Origin of the sequence: Arcicella gelida (assembly GCF_034931025.1) — a bacterium.
GTDB lineage: Bacteria > Bacteroidota > Bacteroidia > Cytophagales > Spirosomataceae > Arcicella > Arcicella gelida.
In genome coordinates, this window is the sequence record NZ_JAYGIL010000005.1 from 108,795 (window position 1) to 133,291 (window position 24,497).

Genomic DNA, 24,497 nt, shown 5'->3' on the forward strand with positions numbered 1-24,497 from the left:
GATTATAAGTTATTAAGCTATTTTGTTGTTTCCATGTACTGATAAATGTAATAAACCAGAATTAAACATCAAAATATAGCTTTGGATTAAGCAGTATTTAAGAATCATATTACTTAATCGTTTCGAATTTTTTATGATTTCATTAATTATGCTCATATAATCTTTATAAGGCATAATTTTAAAGATAGTAATATCAAAAATTGAAAACCCAATTATTTAGTGGAACAAATGGATATTGATTTTTAGTAGTATTTCTATTTTAAATAACAATACATTTATTTTCTGAAGAAAATTTAGAACAAATCCTATCCTGAAAAATACGAATATGTTTTCTTTAGGATAGGACTTGTTCTAAATTAGAATTACTTGATAATAGCAATTTTATGGTTTTCTACTTTTCCATCTTTCAAACTAATAGAAAGTAAATAACTTCCAGAAGGAAGATTTTTAATGTTAATTCCACTCGTAGAAACAGAATTTGTTTCAAGTACTGTAATACCACTGATGCTTTGTAGTTTTAAACTACTAATATTATTCAAATTTCTCGCTGAAATGTATAGAAAATCAGGTGTTGGATTAGGATAAATTACTGTTGAATATCTATTTTCATCGGTCTTATTGTTATCCGTAACTATATCATCTTTAGAAAAAGGAATACTATTACTATGTATAGTACTAAGTATACCAATTTGATTTTGGTTATTAGAAGCAGCTATTGTTTGCCCTGGAATAATAAATATTGGAGTCTCTGATACAGCTATGTTAAAAGAACTTGTGCTATCAGTGGTGATAAGGCTATCCATTTTTTCACTTCCTGCTTTAGGATAGTATATCTTAATATCTAAAACATTTTCTAAGTTTAATGTATAATTTCCTGTTCTACCTACTTCATCAGGAATCATCATGGCATAAGCCGATTTGCCGTTTAATTCATATCTATCAACCAGTGGGTCTTGTGATATTGTTTCTTTGTAAATATAATCTCCAATTAGATTTTTGGTTTGATATAAATAATCAGCAATCGGACGGCGTTGTCTTAGTGAATCTATTAAACCAGAAGATGCAAATTGAGTAGAATTATAAAGGTCAGAATCATACAACATGTAAAAGAAGCTCTTTTCTACTCCTAAACGGTTATACATTAGTGCAGAGCGTAAACCCCAATCAGCTTGTGTCATTTCAACAGATTTGTTACCAATAGGAATTGCTTTTAACGGACTACCTTGGTTTAAATCGAAACCTAACTCTGTAATCCATACGGGCATGTCATAAGCTTGATCATGTGCCAATTGTACAAATTCTTTGGCAATATTTAAAGCTGCTGAAACCTCAGGAGCGGCAGCTCTTGAAGAAGAACCACTTTGTGAAGAATTTGCATTATCTGAGTATAAGTGATAGTTGATAACATCCCAACACAAATCAACCTTGCCATCAGGTTTATACCCTCTGAATTCCTTACACCAATCAATCATTCCTCTTACATAGTCGGGGTCAGCAGAAGCTAAACCCGCCATTACCACCTTTACGTTAGGGTCAGCATTTTTAGCACCTATACCTGCACCCATTGTATTTTTATGCCCATCATAAAAAGCAGATAGATTGGCAGCATATTCACGAGCAGTCTGATAGCCTTTTCTACCCTTCCACCATTTATCTCTTTCGTTTCCACACTCTATATACTTAATGACGTTCATTCCAACTTTCAATTCATTTGGGCTATCGTTAGTCCAGCGTGGTTGATCAAAAACACTGAGTAATGTTGTATCAACATTTGCATTACTTCCATATCTAGCAACATATTGAAAAGCCATTTGAGCTTGGTCTCTATAAGCATTCGGGTCAGAATATGCGTATCCATATCTAGCAGGTACAATTTGACTATCATGATATGCAGAATCAGGATAAGTATTATAAAACCATTCAGGAACACCCTGTAAACATGGAAGAACTTCTATTCCTTCAACCTTACAGCGTTCATAGATTGCATCATAGTTCCATCCTCCATTAAAACATGGATTATAAGTATAAACATTTTCAAAGTGTTCAACCTTTTCCCAATCCATGTACTGACGAAAGCCAGTAAAAGGTTTGAATGTCTGAACTTTATTTTCATCAATCAACGAAGCATCTCCAGCCTTTAAGAAATCCCATTCAAATGAATTGATACCAAAAGCATCTTTCATTTTTATATTTTTCAGAGGGGGGCTTGTTTGAGTTATAGTACTTGCTGTATAAGTACCATACAATTCCATTTCTCTTGGATAGCCATCATTACAATTGATAAGTAAATATTTAAAATTGGCTGTTGGTGGATTTGAAAGTACGAAATTATTTACATCATTTGGGTTCGGTCCAACCCATTGGTTATAAGATGTTCCTGTAAATGTTGCAATGAGTATTCGTTCCCATTGATCTGTAATGCCATATAACTTAAATGGTGTACTTTCCATAGTGCCAGCACCATCATAGAATTTTATACTCTGGATATTAATTACTTCCCCTTCTTTTAGGGGATAATATGAGTCATAATTACTTAACATTTTACCCCATCCTGTAAAAACCTCATTTTCTATATTTCCATCAAATAAAGCATCTAATCCATTTCCTACATGATTTAGTTGATACCATCTTTTAGGAGTAATTGGAATTTTGGTGCCAACTATTGCAGGCTCTGTTGGTGTGTTTGGATTTGTTGTTGGACTTGATGCAGTTGCTTTGGCAGCCCCGTTAACAGGATTTCCAAAAATGTTAACTTTTTGGGGAATATTATTTCCGTATTTATGAATGATAATCGCATCAGCAATAATAGGGTTCGTTAAATTCAAGTCAACAAATGAATTAAATGATGAGCCATCAAATAAGCCCAAATATGTTTTTGTTGTATCGTTTAAAGCATAAATTGAGACTGGTTTATCTGTAAAAACACCTGTGTGGTCAAAAAATGAAAGTTTTGAAATAGTACTTTTAAATTCAAGAGTCAATTTTACATCAACCCAAGTATGATTATTCCCCCAAGCACTTCCTACTAATACATCTAAACTATCTGAAAACCATGGAGTATAATCTTGACCTGTGTTCTCACTAGGTGTAATTGCAAAAAACCTTAATCTGTTTAGACTATCACTATTAGGAATTGTATTACCAAATACCTTGATTTTTTGAGGAATATTATTGCCATATTTTCTTACAACAATTGCATCAGCAATGGTTGGAGTTGCTAAGTTTAAATCAACGAAAGACTCGTAAGATGTACCATCAAATAATCCTAAGAAAGTTAGCGTGGTATCTTTCAAAGCATAAATAGAAGCAGGATTGTCAGTAAAGTTACCTGTGTAGTCATAAAATGAAAGTTTTGAAATAGTACTTCGATGTTCAAAGGTTAATCTGACGTCCACCCATGTGTGATTATCTCCCCAAGCACTTTCAACTAGCGTATCTAAATTATCAGTAAGCCATGGAGAATAGTTTTGCCCAGTATTTTTACTGGGATTAATAGAAATGATTTTTACACGATTTAAACTATCAATAGTTGGGGTTGTGTTACCAAAAACCTTAATTTTTTGAGGAATATTATTGCCATATTTTCTTACAACAATTGCATCAGCAATGGTTGGAATTGCTAAATCTAAATCAACAAAAGACTCGTAAGATGTACCATCAAATAATCCTAAGAAAGTTAACGTTGTATCTTTCAAAGCATAAATGGAAGCAGGTTTATCCGTAAAAACACCCGTATAATCATAGAACGAAAGTTTTGAAATAGTACTTCGATGTTCAAATGTTAATTTAATATCTACCCATCTGTGATTATCCCCCCAAACACTTTCTACTAAAGTATCTAAATTATCAGTAAGCCAAGGGGAGTAGTCTTGTCCAGTATTTTCGCTAGGTATGATTGAGGTGATTTTTATACGATTAGTGCTTTGTGCTAATCCAGAATAGACAGCACAGATTAATGTGAAACAGAGTAATAGAGTTTTTTTCATTTTGAATAGAATATTATAAAAGCGTGAAAGTGTAAATTGTTGTGTATTGGGTCAAATATAATGTATTTATCATTCATCACTTTTATTATGCTTGAGGAATTAATATTTATTTGTTCGGCAAATTGTTGAGTGCGGAAAAATCTATTTGTTTTAATTAAATAAGTTAGATTGAAATGATACTTGGAAGGTCCTTTTTTGTCCTTTTATTAATAGCAGTGAGCTACTCCTACAAATAACTTGACTTATAGAGAGGAAAGCATAAATTTAGCAAAGGCACTTTAGAAAATTGTACTTGATGTAGAACCCTCTAGCCGATACAATTTGATGTTCAGCTTAGAGGATACAAGATTTTAGAAATTTGTAATGATGAGAAAATGTTATTGAGGATTTATAACTGTTGACTAAATATTTGTTTTATCCTAAACCAAACCCTCCTTCAATAAATCATGGATATGTACAAAACCTAGTGCTTTGCCGTCTTCTACCACAACTAATTGTGTAATACTTTTTTCTTGCATTAATTGTAATGCTTCTACAGCAAAAGCGTCGGGGTGTATTGATTTGGGCGAAGCCGTCATAATGTCTTTTGCAGTTAATCCCGTCAAATTATCATGGACGTTTAACATCCTTCGTACATCACCATCAGTGATAATGCCAATTACTTGGTTATTTTGATTCACTACTGCTGTAGCTCCTAATCGCTTAGAACTGATTTCTAAAAAGGCATCTTTAATACTTGCGTCTTCAAAAACTAACGGTAATTCGTGATTTGGATAAATATCTGATACCTTTAAGTATAATTTTTTCCCTAAAGCTCCACCGGGATGATACTTGGCAAAGTCTTGACTATTAAATCCTCTGCACTCTAACAAACATACCGCAAGGGCATCGCCCAGTGCCAAAGCGACTGTGGTACTCGTTGTTGGAGCAAGGTTTAGAATATCGGCTTCTTTTTCAGCTAGTGCGTGTAAAATAAAATCTGCATTTTTACCTAGATAAGAACTTGTATTTGAAACCATTGCGATTAATTTTACACCAGTACGCTTAATAAGAGGTACTAAAATCTTAATTTCGGGGGTATCACCAGATTTTGAAATGCACATTACGGTGTCGTCTGCTTGAATCATTCCTAGGTCGCCATGAATAGCATCGGCAGCGTGCATGAACAAAGCAGGAGTTCCTGTTGAATTAAGAGTAGCCACAATTTTCTGTGCGATAATTGCTGATTTGCCAATGCCAGTAATCACAAAGCGCCCTTTGGCGTTAAGTAGGTGATTTACACATGATTCAAAGGATGAATCAATTGTTGATACGATTTTCAGGATTGCATTTGCTTCTTCCTGTAAAACTTTTTTTGCAGTTGATTGGATATTTTTTACTAATTTCAATGTTAGAAACAGTTTTTCAAGACTGATTTTGTGTTAAATTTATTACAAAGATAAAGGATTATTAACCACCATATTAATCAAAAAACCTTTTACAAGTTTCAAAAACAATGAGTATCACACAAGAAACCACCGACTTTTTAAAAGAGAAACTCAAAGAGACTTTTGGATTTTCCCAGTTCCGTGGTGAACAAGAAGATATTATAAAAAACACTCTCTCTGGCGAGAATACTTTTGTAATCATGCCAACGGGTGCAGGGAAATCATTATGTTATCAAATGCCTGCCATTGCAATGGAAGGTACTGCTATTGTTATTTCGCCATTGATTGCCCTGATGAAAAATCAGGTTGATCAAATGAACGCTTTCGGAATCAATGCACAATTCTTGAATTCATCATTGAATCGTGCTGAAATGACGAAAGTTAAAAATGCGGTTATCAGCGGAGATGTAAAGTTACTTTATATTGCTCCTGAATCTTTAACGAAAGAAGATAACTTAGCATTTTTAAAACAAGCAAAAATCTCTTTTGTAGCTATCGACGAAGCACATTGTATCTCTGAATGGGGGCATGACTTCCGTCCAGAATATCGCCGTATCCGTTCAATCGTTGAGAGTATTAACATTAAATTGCCAATTATTGCCCTTACAGCAACGGCTACTCCAAAAGTTCAGCAGGACATCCAGAAGAACTTGAACATGGACGATGCCCGTTTGTTTAAATCTTCTTTCAATCGTAAAAATCTTTATTATGAAATCCGTGCTAAGCGTGATGATGTTGATAAACAAATTATCAAGTACATCAAGGCTAATCATGGAAAGTCAGGAATTATCTACTGTTTAAGCCGTAAGAAAGTAGAAGAAATCGCTAATTTATTAAACGTAAATGGCGTAAGAGCTTTGCCTTATCATGCTGGTTTAGATGGCGATGTTCGTATGGCTAATCAAGAAGCTTTCTTGAACGAAGAAACAGACGTAATGGTTGCCACTATCGCTTTCGGTATGGGAATCGATAAACCAGATGTTCGTTTTGTGATTCACTATGATGCACCAAAATCATTGGAAGGTTATTACCAAGAAACGGGTAGAGCTGGGCGTGATGGTTTGGATGGTACTTGTATCATGTTTTATGCGAAAGAAGATATCAATAAATTAGATAAATTCAACAAGGATAAAACTATTACTGAGCGTGATACTGCCCGTATGCTTTTGCACGAAATGGTGCATTACGCTAATTTGGGTACTTGTCGCCGTCGTCAATTATTAAATTATTTTGGCGAACACGTTGATAAAGATTGTGGTTTCTGCGACAACTGTAACAAACCAACGCCTAAATATAAAGTAGAAGAAGCTGTAGTATTGGCTTTGAAAACAGTAGAATTAACTGGCGAACGTTTTGATGCACAGCATATTGCCGATATTTTGATGGGTTATAAAAGCCAATACGTGGGCAGTTATGAACACAATAAAATTGAAACTTTCGGAAAAGCAAAATCATTGTTCAAACTGAATGCAGATGAGGATGAAGATGATGAGGATGAAGATGATGACGAAGTAGAATTTTCGGATGAAGAAGATGAGGATGGAAATCCGATTCCGAAACAAAAGAAAGCAAAGCCTGCTGCGAAATCTAAAAGTAGAAAAAATGCAGAACCTGAACCTATTGAACAATGTGTTTCAATGGTGCGTCAGATTGCAGTTTTAGGTTTCTTGGAAAAAGACGTTGAGAATTATGGTGTATTGAAAGTTTCTGAAAAAGGGAAAGAGTACTTGAAAGACCCTTATCCATTAACGCTTTCAAAAGACCACGATTACGAAAACGAGAAAATAGAAGAAGACGAAGAAAAAGAAGCGGCTTCAGGTAGTGGTTCTTATGATGTAGCCTTGTTCGAATTGTTGAAAAACCTTCGTAAAAAGCTTGCAAAAGAGAAAAACTTACCTCCTTATGTAATCTTCCAAGATCCATCTTTGGAAGAAATGGCAACTACTTATCCAACTACGAAAGATGAGATGGCTCAAATCAACGGTGTTGGTATGGGTAAAGTAGTGAAGTTTGGTCGTCAGTTTATTGATTTAATCAAGAAGTACGTTGATGATAACGAGATTGAAACCGCTACGGAAGTAGTAGTGAAATCGGCAGTAAATAAATCAAAAATCAAAATTCATATCATCCAACAGGTAGATAGAAAAGTAGATTTGGACATTATTGCTGATCAAAAAGAATTATCAATGGCAGAATTGATTGAGGAAATCGAACATATCTGTTATTCTGGCACGAAACTAAATCTTGATTATTATATCAACCAAGTAGTTGAGCCTGATAAGCAAGAAGAAATTTTTGAATACTTCATGGAAGCTGAATCCGACAACATCGCAGTGGCCTTGGATGAATGTAATATTGATGATATTACCGAAGAGGAATTGAGATTAATGAGAATTAAATTTTTAAGTGAAGTAGGAAACTAAACAAGGGAATTTTACTCCTTGGCAAGTAATAAAATTGCTTAATGAAGTTTATCAATGACTCAACTAATCATTGATAAACAAGAAAATAACAATCAATGAATACACTAATTTTAGGCTCTGGCGGACGTGAACACGCTTTTGCTTGGAGAGTAACCCAGAGTACACTTTGTGATAAATTGTTTGTAGCACCAGGTAATGCTGGTACTGCTCAGATTGCTACAAACTTACCTATTTCATATAATGATTTTGAGAAAATAGCGGAGGCCGTTTTAGAAAATGATATTGAGTTAGTGATAGTTGGGCCTGAAGAGCCTTTAGTAAAAGGGGTAAGAGATTATTTTCAATCGAGAGAAGAATTAAAACACGTTCTAATGGTTGGTCCAGATGCACATGGAGCAATGTTGGAAGGTTCAAAAGATTTCTCGAAAAACTTTATGGTAAAGTATGGAGTGCCAACTGCAAAATCTGAAACTTTCACCAAAGATACGCTTGAAGATGGTTTAAGATATTTAGAAGCACAGAAGTTACCTATCGTTTTAAAAGCAGATGGACTAGCGGCTGGAAAAGGAGTAATTATCGCCCTTTCATTAGACGAAGCAAAAGAATCTTTAACAGAAATGTTAGTCGATGCCAAATTTGGTGATGCTAGTAGTAAAGTAGTTATTGAAGAGTTTTTAACAGGAATTGAACTATCTGTTTTTGTATTAACAGATGGCGATTCTTACAAAATTTTACCTGAAGCCAAAGATTACAAACGCATTGGCGAAGGCGATACTGGTTTAAATACTGGTGGTATGGGTGCTGTTTCGCCTGTGCCATTTGCTACGGCAAAATTTATGGAGGCGGTAGAAAACCAAGTAATCAAACCAACAATGGCTGGTTTGAAAGCTGAAGGAATAAAATACAATGGTTTTATCTTTATTGGTTTGATGAATCACGAAGGCGAACCTTATGTAATTGAATACAATGCTCGTATGGGCGACCCTGAAACAGAAGTAGTTTTACCAAGAATCGAGTCTGATTTCTTAGCCTTGATGATTGCTACGGCAAAAAACAAACTTCACGAAGCCGATTTCACTGTGAGTAAACAACATGCTGTAACAACAGTTGTTGTAGCTGGCGGTTATCCTGGCGACTATAGAAAAGGTGATGTAGTTGTAGGCTATGATTCAGTAAAAGATGCTACAATTTTTCATGCAGGAACTAAGCCTGAAAATGGATTGGTCTTAACGAATGGCGGTAGAGTAATGGCGTTAACTGGAATGTCGAATACTTTAGAAAAAGCCATTCAGAAATCTCAAAAAGCTGCCCAAGATGTGCTTTTTGATGGAAAATATTATCGAAAAGATATTGGGTTAGATGTGTTGAGGTATTAATTATATCTAGTTAATAAACACATAAAGTAGAATGGTTTTTTCATTCTCTCCTTAAATTATGGGATGTAAATCTTGCTCCTCAGGAAGCTGCGGAACTAAAAATAAAAGCGATGGTGCTGTAGGAGGTTGTCAAAACAACGGCGCTTGCGGCACTGGAGGTTGCAATAAAATGAACGTATTCGACTGGCTGTCGAATATGGATATTCCTACTTTTAGTAAATTCAATGTTGTAGAAGTAAAATTTAAAGGTGGTAGAAAAGAATATTTTCGTAATACAAACCAAATTGAACTTTACGCTGGCGATCCTGTAATTGTTGATGTACCAAGTGGGCATCATCTTGGCTTTGTATCTTTACAAGGAGAGCTTGTTCGTTTACAAATGCTAAAAAAAGGATTGAAAGATAACGATGAAATAAAAGTAATTTATCGAAAAGCTAATGAAAAAGACCTTGAAAAACATGACCAAGCCGTTGCTCGTGATTATCCGACAATGTACCGTACTCGTGAAATCATCAAGGACTTAAAGCTGAACATGAAGCTATCGGATGTTGAGTTTCAATCTGATAATACAAAAGCCATTTTTTATTACTCTTCCGACGACCGTGTGGATTTTAGGGAGTTAATCAAAATGCTGGCTGGAGAATTTAAAGTAAGGGTTGAAATGAAACAAATCTCTCTTCGTCAAGAGGCTGCCAGAGTAGGAGGAATCGGTGTGTGCGGAAGAGAATTATGTTGCTCTACTTGGTTAACCGACTTCAAAAATGTTACTACTTCGGCTGCTCGTTATCAAAACCTTTCTTTAAATCCTGTAAAACTTTCTGGTCAATGTGGGCGATTGAAATGTTGCTTGAATTATGAATTAGAAACTTATATGGATGCTTTGAAGGATATTCCAACGATTGAAAAATCGCTTCAAACCATTAAAGGAGAAGCTTTTTTACAGAAAACGGATATTTTCAAGAGAGTAATGTGGTTTGGCTACAGAGGCGAAGAAAGTAACTGGATTCCTGTAACGGTTGATAGAGTGAAGGAAATTATGACCTTGAATGAAAAGGGAATAAAGCCACAAACTATTGATGGTGCAGAGTCGGCTAAAATTGAAATGGAAATCGAAAAAGGTGCTGGTCCATTAAATGCCGATTTGGATAAAATGGATAGAAAGTACGGCGGAAACGGAGGCAAGAAAAACTTTGATAAGAAAAAAGGAGATCGTCCAGATTTCAAATCAGAGAAAAGAGATACTGTTCGTCCTGAACGTGAACGCAGAGATTTCAAACAAGAAAAAAGAGGAGAAGTAAAACCTGAGCAACGTTCTGCAAAAGTTGAAGATAAAGTACAGTCAGAAAAACCTGTTCATCAACCAAAGCAACAAGGTCAGAAATCGCAAGAACAAAAGCAAACGCATCCTAAGAATAACCAAAGACCGCATCATCAGAAAGGTCCGAAACCACAACAGCAGACTAACCAAACAGCTAATGTAGCCGATGCTCAGGAAAAGCCAGCAGCACAAGCACAACAGCCAAAAGCGAACAATAATAATCAGGGAAATAGAAAGCCCAACCATCAAAAACAAAATCGTCCGCCACAAAATCGGAACAATAACCGTAACAATGACGATAACAAAGCAGTCTAGCGATATGTGGAGTAAAAGATATTTAGTTAATAAAGCTATTGCAGAATCGTTCAGAAAGTCTAAAAACTTGCTGAATGTTCAAATAATGGCTTTATTAACTATTTGTTTGTTCACGCTTTCATCTTGTGATACTAACACAATTTTAAAAGATAATTACGACATTCCAGATGCCAAGTGGTTTATCAAGGATGCACCCACTTTTACTTTTGAAGTAAAAGATTCAGCATCAACTTACAATGTGTTTTATACCATTCGTAATAATCGTTCGTATCCATATTACAATTTGTACTTAACACATTATTTAAGTACAGATGCTGGAAAAGTAATTCATCAGAAATTAGATGAAGTAATTTTATTCGACCAAACTTCTGGGCGACCTTTAGGCGAGGGACTCGGTGATATTTACGATCATAAAGTACTTGTCTTTAAAGATTTTCGATTTCCTAAGAATGGAAAATATAAAATTCAGATTCGCCAATACATGCGACAAGACCCACTTTTAGATATAGTAAGTGCAGGCTTTTCGATTGAAAAAGTGATTCATTAATTTTTAAATCGATAAGTAATCGTAAAGAGAAACTTAGCCATGCAAAAATTTCTTCCTTTATTTCCGCTCAATTTGGTGGTTTATCCGATGGAGGCACTCAATCTTCACATTTTCGAACCACGCTATCGTGAATTAATCAATGAATGTTTAGAGAAGGGAACAACTTTCGGGATTCCTACTTTTATGGATGGAAAATTACCAGGATTTGGAACAGAAGTGAAAATTGTTACTTTGTCAAAACGTTTTGATGATGGACGAATGGACATTAAAACCGAAGGTGTTAGAACATTCAGAATTATTGATTTTCAGAATCCTGTTCATCAAAAAATGTATGCTGGTGGTGTGTTAGAAATGCTTCCAGAAGCTGAAACTTGCCCAACAGTAATGATTGGTTTGATAGAAAGAGTGAAAACTTTGTATCAATTATTAGAAGAAGAAAATACTTTTGATATTAATAAAGCCCAACCTTATTCATATCAGATTGCCCATAAAATTGGTTTGACTTTAGAAGAAGAATATCAGTTGCTAAAAATGCCAACTGAAGCTGAACGACAAGGCTTTTTAATTCAACATTTAGAAAGAGTAATTGCTGTTTTGCAAGAAGTAGAAAAAACGAAAGAAAAAATCAGAATGAATGGACATTTCAAGAATTTGGATCCATTGAATTTCTAATAAACTAAATTCTATAATCTATTCACGATTAAATTTTAAATTTACAAAAATGAAGATTGCTGTTTGGCATAATTTACATAGTGGTGGAGGTAGTAGAGCCTTGCAGTATCACATTTTAGGGTTAATAGAGCGTGGACATCAAGTGGAAGTTTGGGCAGTAAATCCTGATGCAAATGGCTTTATGAAATTGCCAGCTACTGTAAAACTTCATGCTGTTCCAGCAGTTCATTCTAAAGTCAATCCTAGTTTTAAAGAAAAAATCTCCTTACTTTTTTTCGAGAAAGAAGCCAATATGTTGGCGATGGAAACGCATTGTAAGCAATGTGCAGATGAAATTCATGTAGGAAATTTTGATGTGTTATTTGCCAATAGTTGCTCCTATTATGCTGTTCCTTTTATTGGCAGATTTGTGAAAATCCCTAAGGTTTTGTACTTGGGCGAACCCATGCGTTTTTTGTACGAAGCCATGCCAAAGCAAGTTTGGGAAGCACCAGATAGACCACAAAGTAAATTTAGCCTTGAGTATTGGACGCACACTTTTGCCAGTGCTTGGCGTTTGAACAGATTCCGTACTTTCGTACGTGAAGAATGGAAAAACTATCAAGCTTTTGATAAAGTATTAGTCAATTCATATTTTTCTGCTGAAAGTTGCCAAAGAGTATATGCTTTGCCTTCTGAGGTTTGCTATTTGGGTATTGATACAACTTTGTTTCATCCTTCAACCGAGAAAGTTAATCATGAGCAATATGTGGTAGGTTTGGGAAGTTTTATGTCGCATAAAAATCCAGAATTTGCGATTAGAGCTTTGGGTTTAATCAAGCATAATCGCCCGAAATTACTTTGGATTGGCAACATGGCTACTGAGGAGTATTGGGCGGAAATGTCTAAGCTTGCAGAGTCACTGAATGTGGAAATTGAACTAAAGAAAATGGTTTCTGATGAAGAATTGATACAATTGCTCAGTAATGCCGTTTGTATGGTTTATACTTCAAAATTAGAGCCTTTTGGTTTTGCACCACTTGAAGCCAATGCTTGCGGAACGCCCGTTGTAGCTGTTGCCGAAGGCGGCGTTCGTGAAACGGTTATTCACGGGAAAAATGGTTTTTTGACTAATAATAAAGCAAGTGAATTGGCTTTTTATGTTGAAAAACTAATTGCTGATAAAGAACTCAGACAAGAAATGTCAGCTTTTGCTTTACAAAATGTTAGAGAAAATTGGTCTTTACAAGCTGGTTCAGAAAGACTTATTGCTGCATTAACAGAAGTTGTGAAGTAATGATTTTAGAAGAAATCATCATCAAACATACTGTAGTCTTTTAGAAAAGCACGCATATTTTCTTTCATTTTTAACATATTAATATCATTTTCAATAGATTTGATGTTGTTTTTGATACGAGTCATTTCACGTTTAATACGTGTTTTGGTTGTATTATCATCAATGCCAAAACGTTGAAATAAATTACCACCTGATGTATTAGCTTTGCTGTACAATTCCCAATGTTCTCGTTCTAATTCAATTACTTGCTCTCTCAAAAGTTTATTGTAATACTTCAATTGTTCGTCAGCCATTTTCCAAGCGTTGATGTCGATACTCTGCAAAGAAATCTTCAAACGTAACAATTCAAACAAATCATTTTTCTCGTAAGCTTGTGTGATTTGCTTCATAATTTCAGTCTTGCGTTCTCGTTCTGCTTCATCAGGTTCACGGTCTGGATGATATGCTTTTACCAAATCTGTATAAATACTTCTGGCAGCTTTATTGATGTTTTGTGCTTCTTCTTTAAGTTTTTCTTCTTTCTCTAACTGTTTTGCACTTTTCTTTTTCTCTTTTTTGGATGTTTGTTCAAATGCCTCTTTTTCTTCTAGTTTTTTTTCAAATATATCATTTAAAAAGTCTGGGTCTTTTACCTTTTCTTCTTCTTCGTCCAATTCAATATCAAACATATCCTTCATCATTTGCTTCATGAAGTCTATGCTTTCTGTCTCTGTTTCTTCGGCGATTTCATCATAAGTCTGACCAGCGTATTTATCAAACATTACTTTTAGTTCGTCTTTTCCAGCTTGCTCTATTAACTCTTCTGATTTACTTAGAATAAAATGAGCAATTTTCTCTTTCTCTCTTTTCTTGAAAAATTTATCGTCATAATGCTTATCGAAAAGATAAACCATCTCTACAATTTTGTCAACATGTTTGTGTTCTAGTGGAACAATTTCTGTTTGAATTCGACTGATGATAAGCTCCAATTGCTGGGCATCTTTGACTAATTTTTCTTTTAGTTCATTGATTTTTTTGACGTGACTGTTGAATTGTTTTTGAAGTTTAGATAAATTTTTATCAGATTGAACCGTAAGGATTAAAGTATTTTGATTTGACATAAGAGTAATTTTTAGCCTAATACCTGATTTTTAAATAAAGTGTTTTTTACAAAAGTATTCAATTAGCCCGAAAGCAAGTGCGATAAAGAACAGAATATTGTAGAATTAAATTAACTTTGTCGATATAAATTAATGAGATATGGAAGATAGTAATAAGCTGAAATTAGATATAAAACATTCAAGAATTCAAGCCATTATTGAAGGGAAATGCCCACAATGTAGAGAAGGTAAAATGTTTATGTATCCGTTTTGGCAAATCGGTAAATTTGATAAAATGCACGAAAATTGCCCAGTATGTAATCTGCGTTTTGAAGTTGAACCAGGCTTTTGGTATGGTGCAATGTTTATCAGTTATGCCATTAATGTGGCTTTTTTAGCATTTTTAGGCGTTGCTATTTTCTTCATTTTCAACGACCCGCCGATACTTTATTATATTATTCCGATAACAGTGCTTTCTTTGGCGGCAGTGCCTTTTAATTTTAGAGCTTCTCGTTCTGTGTTCATCCATTTATTTGGTTTTGTAAAATATAAACCGAGATAATTGATTTAATGATAGAAATCAGAAAAGCCGATATTACAAAAGATTATGATGGCATTTGGGAAATCTTTCATCAAGTAATTGCTTCGGGCGATACTTATGTTATTGCACCTGATACACCTAAATCAGCTTTAGCAAAACATTGGTTTGCAGATTATATGTTTACTTATGTGGCGGTTGAAGATGGTGTAATTTGTGGTACTTATATCATTAAGCCGAATCAAATTGACTTGGGTTCACATGTTGCCAATGGTTCTTATATGGTTCATCCAGCTTTCCAAGGAAAAGGAATTGGGCGAATTTTGGGAGAACATTCTTTGCAAGAAGCTAAGGCTTTAGGTTTTAAAGCGATGCAATTTAATATTGTGGTTAGTACCAATATTTATGCTGTGAAATTGTGGCAAAAGATAGGTTTTCAGATTATGTGTACTCTTCCAAAAGCATTCAATCATCAGCAATTAGGTTTGGTTGATACTTATGTGATGTATCAATCTTTAGAATAATTTAGGATAAAAGCATAAAATAAAAGCTCTCTGAATTTGACTTTCAGAGAGCTTTTATTTTTATTTTGAGAATGTTATTTCATGAAATAATCATTAATCTCTATTCTCTATTTTATTTAAATCGGGTTTTTGTTTTTTTCCTAAAGAATTAATCCAATTGGCAATTTTTAAAACATCTGCTTTAGGAACGTGTGTCATTGAAGCCATTTCTGTAGCATAATCTGGCCAGTTTTCTGGTTTTGGATGATACACCAATTCTAAAATTTGTTCATTGGTATAATTTCTTTTTGCTACTTCTGTGAATGGAGGACCTACAACTCTCGTCGCTTCTGCGTGGCAACTTGTACAAGCGTGTTTTTTCAATAATGAAGCTACTTGTTTTGTATCAACAAAATTTCCTACAACTACTTTTTCTTTTTTCGCAGGTAAAGTAACAGGTTTTGCTGGAGCAACTGGAGTAGCCTTTGTTGTAATTTTTGCCAATTCCCCAGCAGGAATATCATTCAAAGTATAATAACTGATGTCGTGCAATAAAGGCTGTCCTTCATCATTTACTAAGCCAGAAGCCAAGATTTCATGGATATAACCTTTGCGAAGATTATCCATTACCAAACGTACTTTTAGACGGTCTTCTGATACGATTATGCCTCTCAATGGTGTTTTTTCTTGATTGATAATTGGACTTCCGTACTGATGATGGTATTTGTAAGTGAAGCTTTTTAATTCATAACTCGCTAAATCTTGTGCAGATTTAAGATTTACTGGTTGTGTAAATTCTACTTCAAAACCATCTGGCATGGCGTGAACATTTTTCATTTCGAAAGGAGTTTTTCCATTCCAAACCAAACGCTGAATACCAAATAAAGCTTTTCCTGTTGAACCCCAACCTCTTGATGTCATTCCAACAAAAATAGAACCATCATTTCCCCATCTAGCACGAACCGTTCCCGATTGGAAACCTTCACGGAAAGGATAACAAGCACCTTGATATTTACCATTTACTTTTTCTAAGCTCATTCTCATTGCTTTTGATTGTCCTTGGTCAAATACAATGTATTGTCCTTGAAAAGGTCCAAATTTTCCATTTGTTTCATCTTCAATCATATCGGCTGTTGAAATTCCCATCAAAGCATGTGGAAACCAAACGGCTGGTAATTTTAAAGCTTTTACTTTTTTAGCTGCTTCATACATTGGCTCGCCAGTATCTGGAATATCTGCTTTTGTCAATTTCAAGGGAGAATCTGGTTCTTTTGTCCAGAATAATCCGCCTGCATTTCCAGCAAAATCTCCTTTTTCTAAATGAGTAATTCTACCAGAACCTACCCAGTCACCTTGGTTTTCTCCATAAAGTACATCACCATTTGAATTTACAGTGAAACCCGCTGGCGAACGTAAACCTGTAGCTACAGGCTCAAGCGTTCCGTCTTTCTTTACTTTTACTAACCAACCACGCCATTTTGCTAATTTCCCTTCGCCATAACCAACCCAAGCTACGTTGAAAGTAAGGTACATATCGCCGTTTTTATCGAAAACTGGACCATAAGAATACTCATGGTAATTTCCAGATAAATCCCAATTGGCTACAGATTCATAAATATCAGCTTTGCCATCGGCATTGGTATCTGTCAATTTTGTCAATTCTCCACGTTGGGTACAGTACAAAGAACCTTCATGATAAGCTAAGCCCAGAGATTCGTGCAAACCACTTGCGAAAAGTGTATAGCTTGGTTTTGTACCATTTAGTTGGTAAGGATTTTCAATAATCCATACTTCACCTCTTCTGGTACAAACGGCTACTCGTCCGTCGGGCATTGGAGCAATTCCGCCTGCTTCTAATTTTATTTCGTCAGGAATGGCGATTGTTTTAATTTCGTAAAAGTCCTCTTCTGTATAAGGTTTTGGTTTTGCTTGGGCAAAAAGTTCTTGAGATGCTACACTCAATAAACCCATCGAAAGCAATACTTTTAATGATATTTTCATTTTTAGATTAATTAATTCTGATAACAAAATAAACGACTCATTACTTTAGCTTAATTTCTTGTTTCAAACGTTCGTTTTCTTTGGTCAAACTATCTGCTTTGAAATAAAAATATAATGCTGCTATTAAAAAAACTTTTGATAAAATAAATACTGCAATAAAAGCTGGTCGCCAATACTTATGTACTTTAATATGCGTATCGTTTACTTCTACTTCCAAATACTTTGCTTTTTCAGCCTGAGTAGTTTGCTCTTTGGATGAATGTTGCTGATATGTCCATTTATCTAATTCGGCTTTTTGGGCATTCAACAAAATAGCATCTCTTACTACTGGTGGTGGCGGAACAGCATTTTTTGTATAGTAGTTTGCGATATTCATTTCAAGTGCTTGTAATGCTTCCGAAACCTCGCTATCAATCAATATTTTTTGTTCTACTTCTTTTTGTTCTTCTTCCGAAACAAGTCCTAATAAGTAGCTTTCAAGTATTCCACTTTGTATATATTCTTGATTTTTCACAATGTTTTTCAATTAAGATTGACGAAAAGTTTTAAAGTATTCACTGATGGCTTTATAAACTTTAGCCTTAGGGATATTCAATTTTTCAGCGATGAAATCAACTGTTTTTCCTTGCCGAAAAGATAAGTCAAAAATAATTTTTGACTGTTCAATCTCAGAAACTAAGTCGAATTGTTGAATACTTGACAGTCCTATATCAAACTTTTCTTTATAAAACAATGCTATTTCTCTTGCTTTTCTGATAATACAAATGGCTATGCTTACTTTACTTTCTGCACAAGGATTAGTTGTGAGCGAATTGAACAAATCAACCATTATTTCTTGAGCCATCTGTTTTTGTGGCACTATTTGAAGTATGATACCATAAGCCATTGAACCATACTGTTCATATAGCGAGAGCCTGTTGGATGGAACAGATGACTTATTTCCAGAAAGCTGGAGATTTGATGACTCAAATTCACTCATAATAAATCTAATTAATGTACAAACTTCTCAAGAAAATCAATGATAGCCTTGGGCTAACGTTGAACTTAAAAAATCAATTGATAAGACAATTCTTTCAATCCAGCCAAAGGCATTAGTAATTGTTTTTTACCATTGCTTTCACGAACGATTACTTTATTGGCTTCTGTTGTATTTACTTGTACATAATATTGTTGATTATCTACGGAGAAACGGTTATTCCCAATATCGGTAATTGAAATGCCTTCTGCTAAAAGAGCGTATAATTTTGAATCTGAACCAGCTTCAAAACTTAAACGACGGTTAATCCCTTCGTTTTGAGCCATTGGCAATGAAGTATCTTTTACTTTAATTCCTTTGTATTCATACATAAAATCTGGAAAAGCAATTTGCTGACCAGCAATATCATACTTTTGGAGACGATAGCCTTTGTATTTCAAATCGCTTTTCGTTAAAGTATCTGGAAATACCGCTGATTCACTCGCTAAAAATGCTAAAGGAAATTTATCGTTTGAAGTGATTGTTGCACCCATTGGCGATGAGGTTTGAGGTTCGCCACGGTCATGCCACATTTGAGTTGCGTCCAAGAATTTCCCTCTCCATAATTGTAAGTATCCACCTTGATTTAGGTCATAAGAGTAACTCAAACCATTTGGCAAACCAACGCTGATGGCATGCGTTTTTTTCTTATCACCATAAACTACAAAAGAACGTTGTAAAACTGGTTCTTGACCAACTTTTACTTCGATAAGTGGTGTAGCTTCTGGTTCTGGTAATGAAGTACGTTCTGTAATGGCTTGTTTTGGAGTACCTACTCTTTCGATAAAAAATCCTAATGCTTTTGGTCCCCAGCCAAAATCTTTGGCATGAATTAAAGTATAAGTATGTTCTCCAGCTGAAAGTTTTTTGTTTCCTTGTACGCTTTCGCTGTACCAATGGTCGCCTTTTGTGATGGTGTCATTATCAATTAATAATGCTCCTGTTCCCGTCCAATTCGTTGTGAAAGTATAATTGTCTGTTTCTGGAATGGTGATTTTTCCTTGGAATTTTAACAAGAAATCAGATTTTGCTTCAGCCAATTTCATGCTTGGTTGTGTGGCTGTGCCTGTTTTTACTGGTTTATTTGTTCCAGTTTGAAGGCTCGCATATTTGCCTTGATAATATTCGTAAGCAGTTGGGCTAAAAGTAGCGAGAGCTTTATCAAAAACTTCGTATTTGATGTTTTTGAATGCTACTGGACCGTGGTCGCCTTGAATTCTGATTGGACCTGTTGCAGCTTCTTTTGGAGAAATTGCACCACGAGTAACGCCTAGTAACTCAATGTTTTCGTGAATGATAATGCCATTCAATGTTACTTTGTTGAAACGGGCATTTGTTAGTTTTTTGCCAGAAGCATCAAAAGTTGGTGCTTTGAAATCAATTTCAAGATGATTCCATAAGCCGGGTGCTTTTACGGCATTTTGGCGAGGAACATGACCTTCATAACCTTCGTTACCAGCTCCACGAGCTTCGTCCCAACGATGATAAATAGCACCGCAATCACCATCAGTGATTTCTTTTTTCAACCAAGAATCCAAGATTTGTACTTCGTAACGTCCTTGTAAATACACGCCAGAATTTGAACCTTTCGGAATCATGAAATCAAGCGAAAGCCTGATATCGCCATGTTCAAGTTTGAAAATCAAATCATCATTTGCTTGGTATTTTGCACCTTTGGCAGTACCGTATAAAATGCCTTTGCCTTCTGTACTTATTAGGGTGCTTGCTTGATAATCTCCTGAAATACCGCCAACAATTGTCCAATTTGTACTTGGATTTTTGAAAGCTCCTAAATCATTGAGTGGGATTTCTGTTTGGGCAAATGCCGAAATTGGAAATAATAGAAATAATAGTTTTTTCATTGATTTGAGAATATTTCAGGAAATTTATAAAAAAAAATTGCTTTGCCTATCACGTTTTGGCATTAATTTTCATAAAAATTGTATAACACATTAGAACAGTTGTTTTTTTAACGTTTAAGACAATTTTTTAGGAATAAATCCTCCGCTTTTTTCTGCCCTTTGGTCGCTAAATAATTCCAGTCGGAACAAGCATTTTTTTCTACTTTCAAAGTAAAGTAAGCATCAGCTCTTTTGTATAAAGCATCAAAAGCATCATCTTTCATCAAAATACATTTGGTGTATAACTTGATGGCTTTTATGTAATTCTTTTTCTCGATTTGCCTATCGCCACGTTCTAGTAAGCTTTGATAGATAGTTGGGTCGAAGTATTTATTGTCCTCACTTTCATCTTGCTTATCATTATAATTGAATTCATAATTAAAAAGTACATCAACTGCTTTGCCGTCAATATCAGCAGGAATCCACAATTTACGAGTTTGTAAAATGGCTTGTTGTAACCGAGCATTATAGCTAGAATCAGAGCTTTCTTTGATAGAAATGTCTTTCAAAATGCCTTTTTTACTGATAACGAAAGCGACTTTAAAACTGCCTTTTTTCTTTTCTGGAAAATTGAAAATTGATTCGATTAAATCATAAGATTGTTCATAGACATCTTCAAAAGTATTAAAAACCAACCCTCTGAAAGCATCTTCTCTATTGGATTTGAATTTTGGGAAAATATATTTACTGAAAGCGTAAACAGAATCACCATTTGATTGAATTTTCAGATTTGAAGTAATAAATCTTCGATTAAAATAATCACTTGAACTCTCTTGGGTAGCCAAGTAATGGTAACGTCTTAACTGATAATCGGGAATGTTTTCCAGAATTTGAGTGAATACAAATTCATAATTGGTTAGTTTTTGGATACGGTACATTACCATTTTACCAACCAGTAAAGTATCTCCAAAAATTTCAAAAGGAGTAGTGGCAGCGGCTTTTCCTTGTATGACAACTGCGATATTATTTTTTCTGAAAATGAGCATTGAGGCGGTAATTTCATCAATAGATGGGTCGTCTATTCTACTGCCATCTTTCATATCGATGTAATCTTTCATCCAATTTCCAATGATTTTCTGAGCATAATCATTGCTTGAATCACGCTTAATTTGACCAACTCCTGAAAAGCTTAATAATAAAGACAATATTAGTAGATACAGTATTTTCATAAATGCGTGCTAGTTTAAGTCGAATATTATTAGAAAAGTTCTAAATTTTCGTAATTTAATAAATAAAGATATTATTTAGAACGAATTCTTAAACCCATTTGAAAGCCCAACCAAAATGTAGAATGGTCTGTAGCAAATAGTGGAGTATAGGTTGGCATTCTGCTGAAAGGCTTACTTTGCCAAGTAGAAACATTGTATCTATCAATAAAAAGTGCTTTTAGTGATGGACCAAAAGTAATGGCAGCATTTTTGGCAATTTGCTTTTCGAAGCTCACATCAAATTTCAATAAAGTACCTACATTGGGGTTAAAGGCATCGTATTCAACCATTACATTGGCTACTAAATCTGTATTGAGCATCCAACCATGATTCATTTCGTAAGCTCTGCCTATTCCATAACCAGCACTGAAAAGCTCACGAGTTCTGAGGAAATTATAACCAATCGTAAGAATATTATAGAATTTTCTTACGCCAGTTTTAAATGTAACACTTCCTGTTTCATTTTCATCAACAGTTAATTCAAGGCGTTTATAGCCATCGCTTGAACTGACAAAACTTAATAAACCAAATGGCGTTGATTCTGTGGTTTCACTGATATTGAGTAAACCAATTTGTTTACCTTTTTTACCAACATTTTGAGCGAAATTGATAAGACCAACTTGCCAACCATTTGCTTTATTTGCTACAAGGTTGATACCGCTACTTAGTTGAAGCCCTCTTCCCAGATTTCCTGTAATATTCAGTAAAGAACTCATTTGTAAACCTCTTAACTCACCGCCAATGATATTGCCCAAACCTGCCATTTGTACGCCTTCAACATCATGATGAACACCGTTTAATAAACCACCAACTTCTAGTTTTCGTACTCCGCCAGAATAACCCATTAAAATATTCACAGAAAAATCGTTGATGATACTTCCTGAAAGTAATCTATTTGTGCCTAAAAAAGGTAAAAGCGATATTTGAAGTTTTTGATTAAGTGTATCGTTGATATTAAATGCGTTAATTCGTTGGCTTCGTCTTACAAAAAACTTTCCTACTTCATCTTTGAATTTTTCCCAATCGGTTCTGTATGCCAGCGAATCTTCCGAAACAAAAATAGGATGGAAACTTTCGTCGCCAGCGGCATCTACAAAAGGAGGTCTATTGTCTTTAAAAACGGGAATTGGTTCAATATACAGATTCCTTCTTTTGAAAGCTTCCATTTGCTCTATAGAATTATCTTCAAAAGGTGTTTCATAAACGATTGCTTTCTTTTCTGCTATGAGTTCAATATTGAGATAATCGTTCTGAGCATTTTTAATCCAAACTACTTGACGTTCGTAGCCTGGTTTTGAAATACTTAAACGGATAGGGAATTTCTTGGTAGAAAGCTTGATTTTATAAAATCCATATTGGTTAGAAATCGCAGAAGCTAAACTGTTTTTTTCATAAATACTGGCATCGGGCAATTTTATGCCTTCTTCAGGTGCAACGATATAACCACTTAATATGAAATGTAAGTTTTGATTTTCAGTAATGTTTTTCTGAAGAATGATGTATTGTCCACGTACTTTGTAGTTAATTGAAGTACCAAAAATTTGTTTTAGCACATCACGAACAGGACGGTTCGTAACAGCCAAATCTATTCGTCTGTCACCATCAATTAAATTAGAATTATAGGAAAAATTAAAACCACCTTCGTCGGCAATTACATCCAACACTTCGGTAATTCTATCATTATTGAACCTAACACTAATATTTCGCTCTAAAATAGGGATTTGTCCTAAAGAAGAGTGAGTAATTAACAGTAAAAAACAAATGATAAAAGCAATGTATTTCAAATAATAAGCTATCATAGTAGAACGACGTTCAGGTCGTTGTTCAATCTCATTCTACTGACAGCCTTCGCCATTAAGCAGGATTGAATCTCCTTGTTTGGTAATTTTCAAATTGAAGGTTTCAGAAATTATGGTGAGAATATTATCCAAGCTTTCTTGCTTGAAGGTGGCAGTCAGTTTACAGTTTTTGAACTTTTCTTGTTCGAATACGATATTTTTTCCAAAATTATCAGAAAGCAACTGTGATACTTCTTCTAAACTAGCATCTTGAAAAGTAAACGTTTTTGTTTTATAAGAAAGTATGTTTTCGTCGATATTCGTTGATTTTACAATCGTTTCTTGTCCTTTTTTGATTTCAGCCTTTTCGCCTTTTACCAAGATTACTTGTTGAGTATTTTTAGAAAATTGTACTTTTCCCGTACTTACAGCCACTTGTACTTGAGCATCATAAGCTTTTACATTGAAAGAAGTACCCAATACTTTAATATCAGAGCCATTGGCATGAATGATAAAAGGATGTGTTTTATCATGATGTACTTCAAAAAATGCTTCGCCTGTAAGGCTTACTTCTCTTAAATCTCCATCAAATTTTTCTGGAAAACTGATTGACGAATTTTTATTGAGAAATACTTTTGTGCCATCAGCCAAGATTTTTTCAGTAGGAGTGTTGCTAGTCTGGAAACTCAAAAGTTCAGCTTGTGATTGAACATTCTTATTCAGAAAAAATGCTCCACCGACAATAATTGCTAAAACAGCAGCAATTTTAAGGAAATTCTTAAAGATAAGATTATTACTAATTGATTTCTTCGCTTCAAAAGTACCATCACCGCCTCCATTTGTTTTTGGTAAAGCTTTGATAATATTCACGGAATCAACTTGATGAATGTTTTGGACTTTTGAACCAATGCCAAGCTTTTTCCAAGCGGCATCAACATCAACATGTTGTTGGGTACGAAGTAAGCTTGATTTTTCCCAAATTAGATTGCTTTGGTCGAAGGTTTTCTGATTTTCATCCGACAACGCAATCCACTCACTTACTGCATCGGCTTCTTGATGGTCAGCTTCTTCGGCAAGGTATTTTGCTAATAAATCGTCTATGTTTTCTTCGTTAATCATCTTCAACCCAAAGGC

General features: G+C 34.7%; 18 protein-coding genes. 8 read left to right on the forward strand and 10 right to left on the reverse strand.

From position 1 onward, the window contains the following. Window positions 1-362: 362 nt before the first annotated feature. Together VB776_RS05535 and VB776_RS05540 are read right to left on the reverse strand one after the other, a co-directional pair. Window positions 363-3,986 (reverse strand): T9SS type A sorting domain-containing protein, encoded by a 3,624-nt coding sequence (locus VB776_RS05535; protein ID WP_323326823.1) that lies wholly within the window; start codon window positions 3,984-3,986, stop codon window positions 363-365. Window positions 3,987-4,405: 419 nt separating this feature from the next. Then, window positions 4,406-5,374 carry a KpsF/GutQ family sugar-phosphate isomerase gene (locus VB776_RS05540; protein ID WP_323326826.1) on the reverse strand — a complete coding sequence of 323 codons (969 nt, stop codon included), beginning with the start codon at window positions 5,372-5,374 and terminating at the stop codon, window positions 4,406-4,408. A gap of 107 nt (window positions 5,375-5,481) precedes the next feature. Here VB776_RS05540 and VB776_RS05545 point away from each other — a divergent pair, with 107 nt between their 5' ends. The 6 genes from VB776_RS05545 (at window position 5,482) to VB776_RS05570 (ending at window position 13,340) form a co-directional block, all read left to right on the forward strand. Next, the gene (locus tag VB776_RS05545; RefSeq protein ID WP_323326828.1) at window positions 5,482-7,836 is read left to right on the forward strand and encodes a RecQ family ATP-dependent DNA helicase; all 2,355 of its coding nucleotides are present in this window, start codon (window positions 5,482-5,484) and stop codon (window positions 7,834-7,836) included. A 95-nt stretch (window positions 7,837-7,931) separates the two neighbouring features. After that, complete coding sequence (gene purD, locus VB776_RS05550; RefSeq protein WP_323326830.1) at window positions 7,932-9,212, forward strand: phosphoribosylamine--glycine ligase; 1,281 nt, start codon at window positions 7,932-7,934, stop codon at window positions 9,210-9,212. Between the two features lie 58 nt (window positions 9,213-9,270). Further along, window positions 9,271-10,845: a regulatory iron-sulfur-containing complex subunit RicT gene (gene ricT, locus VB776_RS05555; RefSeq protein WP_323326832.1), complete on the forward strand. Its 1,575-nt coding sequence runs from the start codon at window positions 9,271-9,273 to the stop codon at window positions 10,843-10,845. Window positions 10,846-10,915: 70 nt separating this feature from the next. Next, entirely contained in the window at window positions 10,916-11,392 is a 477-nt protein-coding gene (locus VB776_RS05560; RefSeq protein WP_456062075.1) for a gliding motility lipoprotein GldH, read from the forward strand. Window positions 11,393-11,431: 39 nt separating this feature from the next. Then, window positions 11,432-12,064, forward strand: a complete 633-nt coding sequence (locus tag VB776_RS05565; protein ID WP_323326836.1) for an LON peptidase substrate-binding domain-containing protein — start codon at window positions 11,432-11,434, stop codon at window positions 12,062-12,064. Window positions 12,065-12,113: 49 nt separating this feature from the next. Next, window positions 12,114-13,340: a glycosyltransferase family 4 protein gene (locus VB776_RS05570; RefSeq protein ID WP_323326838.1), complete on the forward strand. Its 1,227-nt coding sequence runs from the start codon at window positions 12,114-12,116 to the stop codon at window positions 13,338-13,340. Between the two features lie 5 nt (window positions 13,341-13,345). Here the strand turns inward: VB776_RS05570 and VB776_RS05575 are convergent, their stop codons facing one another. After that, window positions 13,346-14,440: a J domain-containing protein gene (locus VB776_RS05575; RefSeq protein ID WP_323326840.1), complete on the reverse strand. Its 1,095-nt coding sequence runs from the start codon at window positions 14,438-14,440 to the stop codon at window positions 13,346-13,348. A 139-nt stretch (window positions 14,441-14,579) separates the two neighbouring features. Between VB776_RS05575 and VB776_RS05580 the strand changes: the two genes are divergently transcribed. Together VB776_RS05580 and VB776_RS05585 are read left to right on the forward strand one after the other, a co-directional pair. Beyond that, window positions 14,580-14,981 carry a DUF983 domain-containing protein gene (locus VB776_RS05580; RefSeq protein WP_323326842.1) on the forward strand — a complete coding sequence of 134 codons (402 nt, stop codon included), beginning with the start codon at window positions 14,580-14,582 and terminating at the stop codon, window positions 14,979-14,981. Between the two features lie 8 nt (window positions 14,982-14,989). Continuing rightward, window positions 14,990-15,481 carry a GNAT family N-acetyltransferase gene (locus VB776_RS05585; RefSeq protein WP_323326844.1) on the forward strand — a complete coding sequence of 164 codons (492 nt, stop codon included), beginning with the start codon at window positions 14,990-14,992 and terminating at the stop codon, window positions 15,479-15,481. Window positions 15,482-15,574: 93 nt separating this feature from the next. Here the strand turns inward: VB776_RS05585 and VB776_RS05590 are convergent, their stop codons facing one another. The 7 genes from VB776_RS05590 to VB776_RS05620 form a co-directional block, all read right to left on the reverse strand. Beyond that, on the reverse strand, window positions 15,575-17,461 hold the full coding sequence (locus VB776_RS05590) for a hypothetical protein (protein WP_323326846.1): 1,887 nt from the start codon (window positions 17,459-17,461) through the stop codon (window positions 15,575-15,577). A 40-nt stretch (window positions 17,462-17,501) separates the two neighbouring features. Then, window positions 17,502-17,975 (reverse strand): hypothetical protein, encoded by a 474-nt coding sequence (locus VB776_RS05595; protein ID WP_323326848.1) that lies wholly within the window; start codon window positions 17,973-17,975, stop codon window positions 17,502-17,504. Between the two features lie 12 nt (window positions 17,976-17,987). Further along, a complete protein-coding gene (locus VB776_RS05600) occupies window positions 17,988-18,440 on the reverse strand; it encodes a hypothetical protein (RefSeq protein WP_323326850.1) in 453 nt (150 codons plus the stop codon). Between the two features lie 65 nt (window positions 18,441-18,505). Beyond that, window positions 18,506-20,338, reverse strand: a complete 1,833-nt coding sequence (locus VB776_RS05605) for a 3-keto-disaccharide hydrolase (protein WP_323326852.1) — start codon at window positions 20,336-20,338, stop codon at window positions 18,506-18,508. Between the two features lie 107 nt (window positions 20,339-20,445). Then, a complete protein-coding gene (locus tag VB776_RS05610; protein ID WP_323326855.1) occupies window positions 20,446-21,546 on the reverse strand; it encodes an energy transducer TonB in 1,101 nt (366 codons plus the stop codon). Window positions 21,547-21,617: 71 nt separating this feature from the next. Beyond that, on the reverse strand, window positions 21,618-23,384 hold the full coding sequence (locus VB776_RS05615; RefSeq protein WP_323326857.1) for an STN and carboxypeptidase regulatory-like domain-containing protein: 1,767 nt from the start codon (window positions 23,382-23,384) through the stop codon (window positions 21,618-21,620). A gap of 36 nt (window positions 23,385-23,420) precedes the next feature. Then, window positions 23,421-24,482, reverse strand: a complete 1,062-nt coding sequence (locus VB776_RS05620; protein WP_323326859.1) for a FecR family protein — start codon at window positions 24,480-24,482, stop codon at window positions 23,421-23,423. Between the last annotated feature and the right edge of the window lie 15 nt (window positions 24,483-24,497).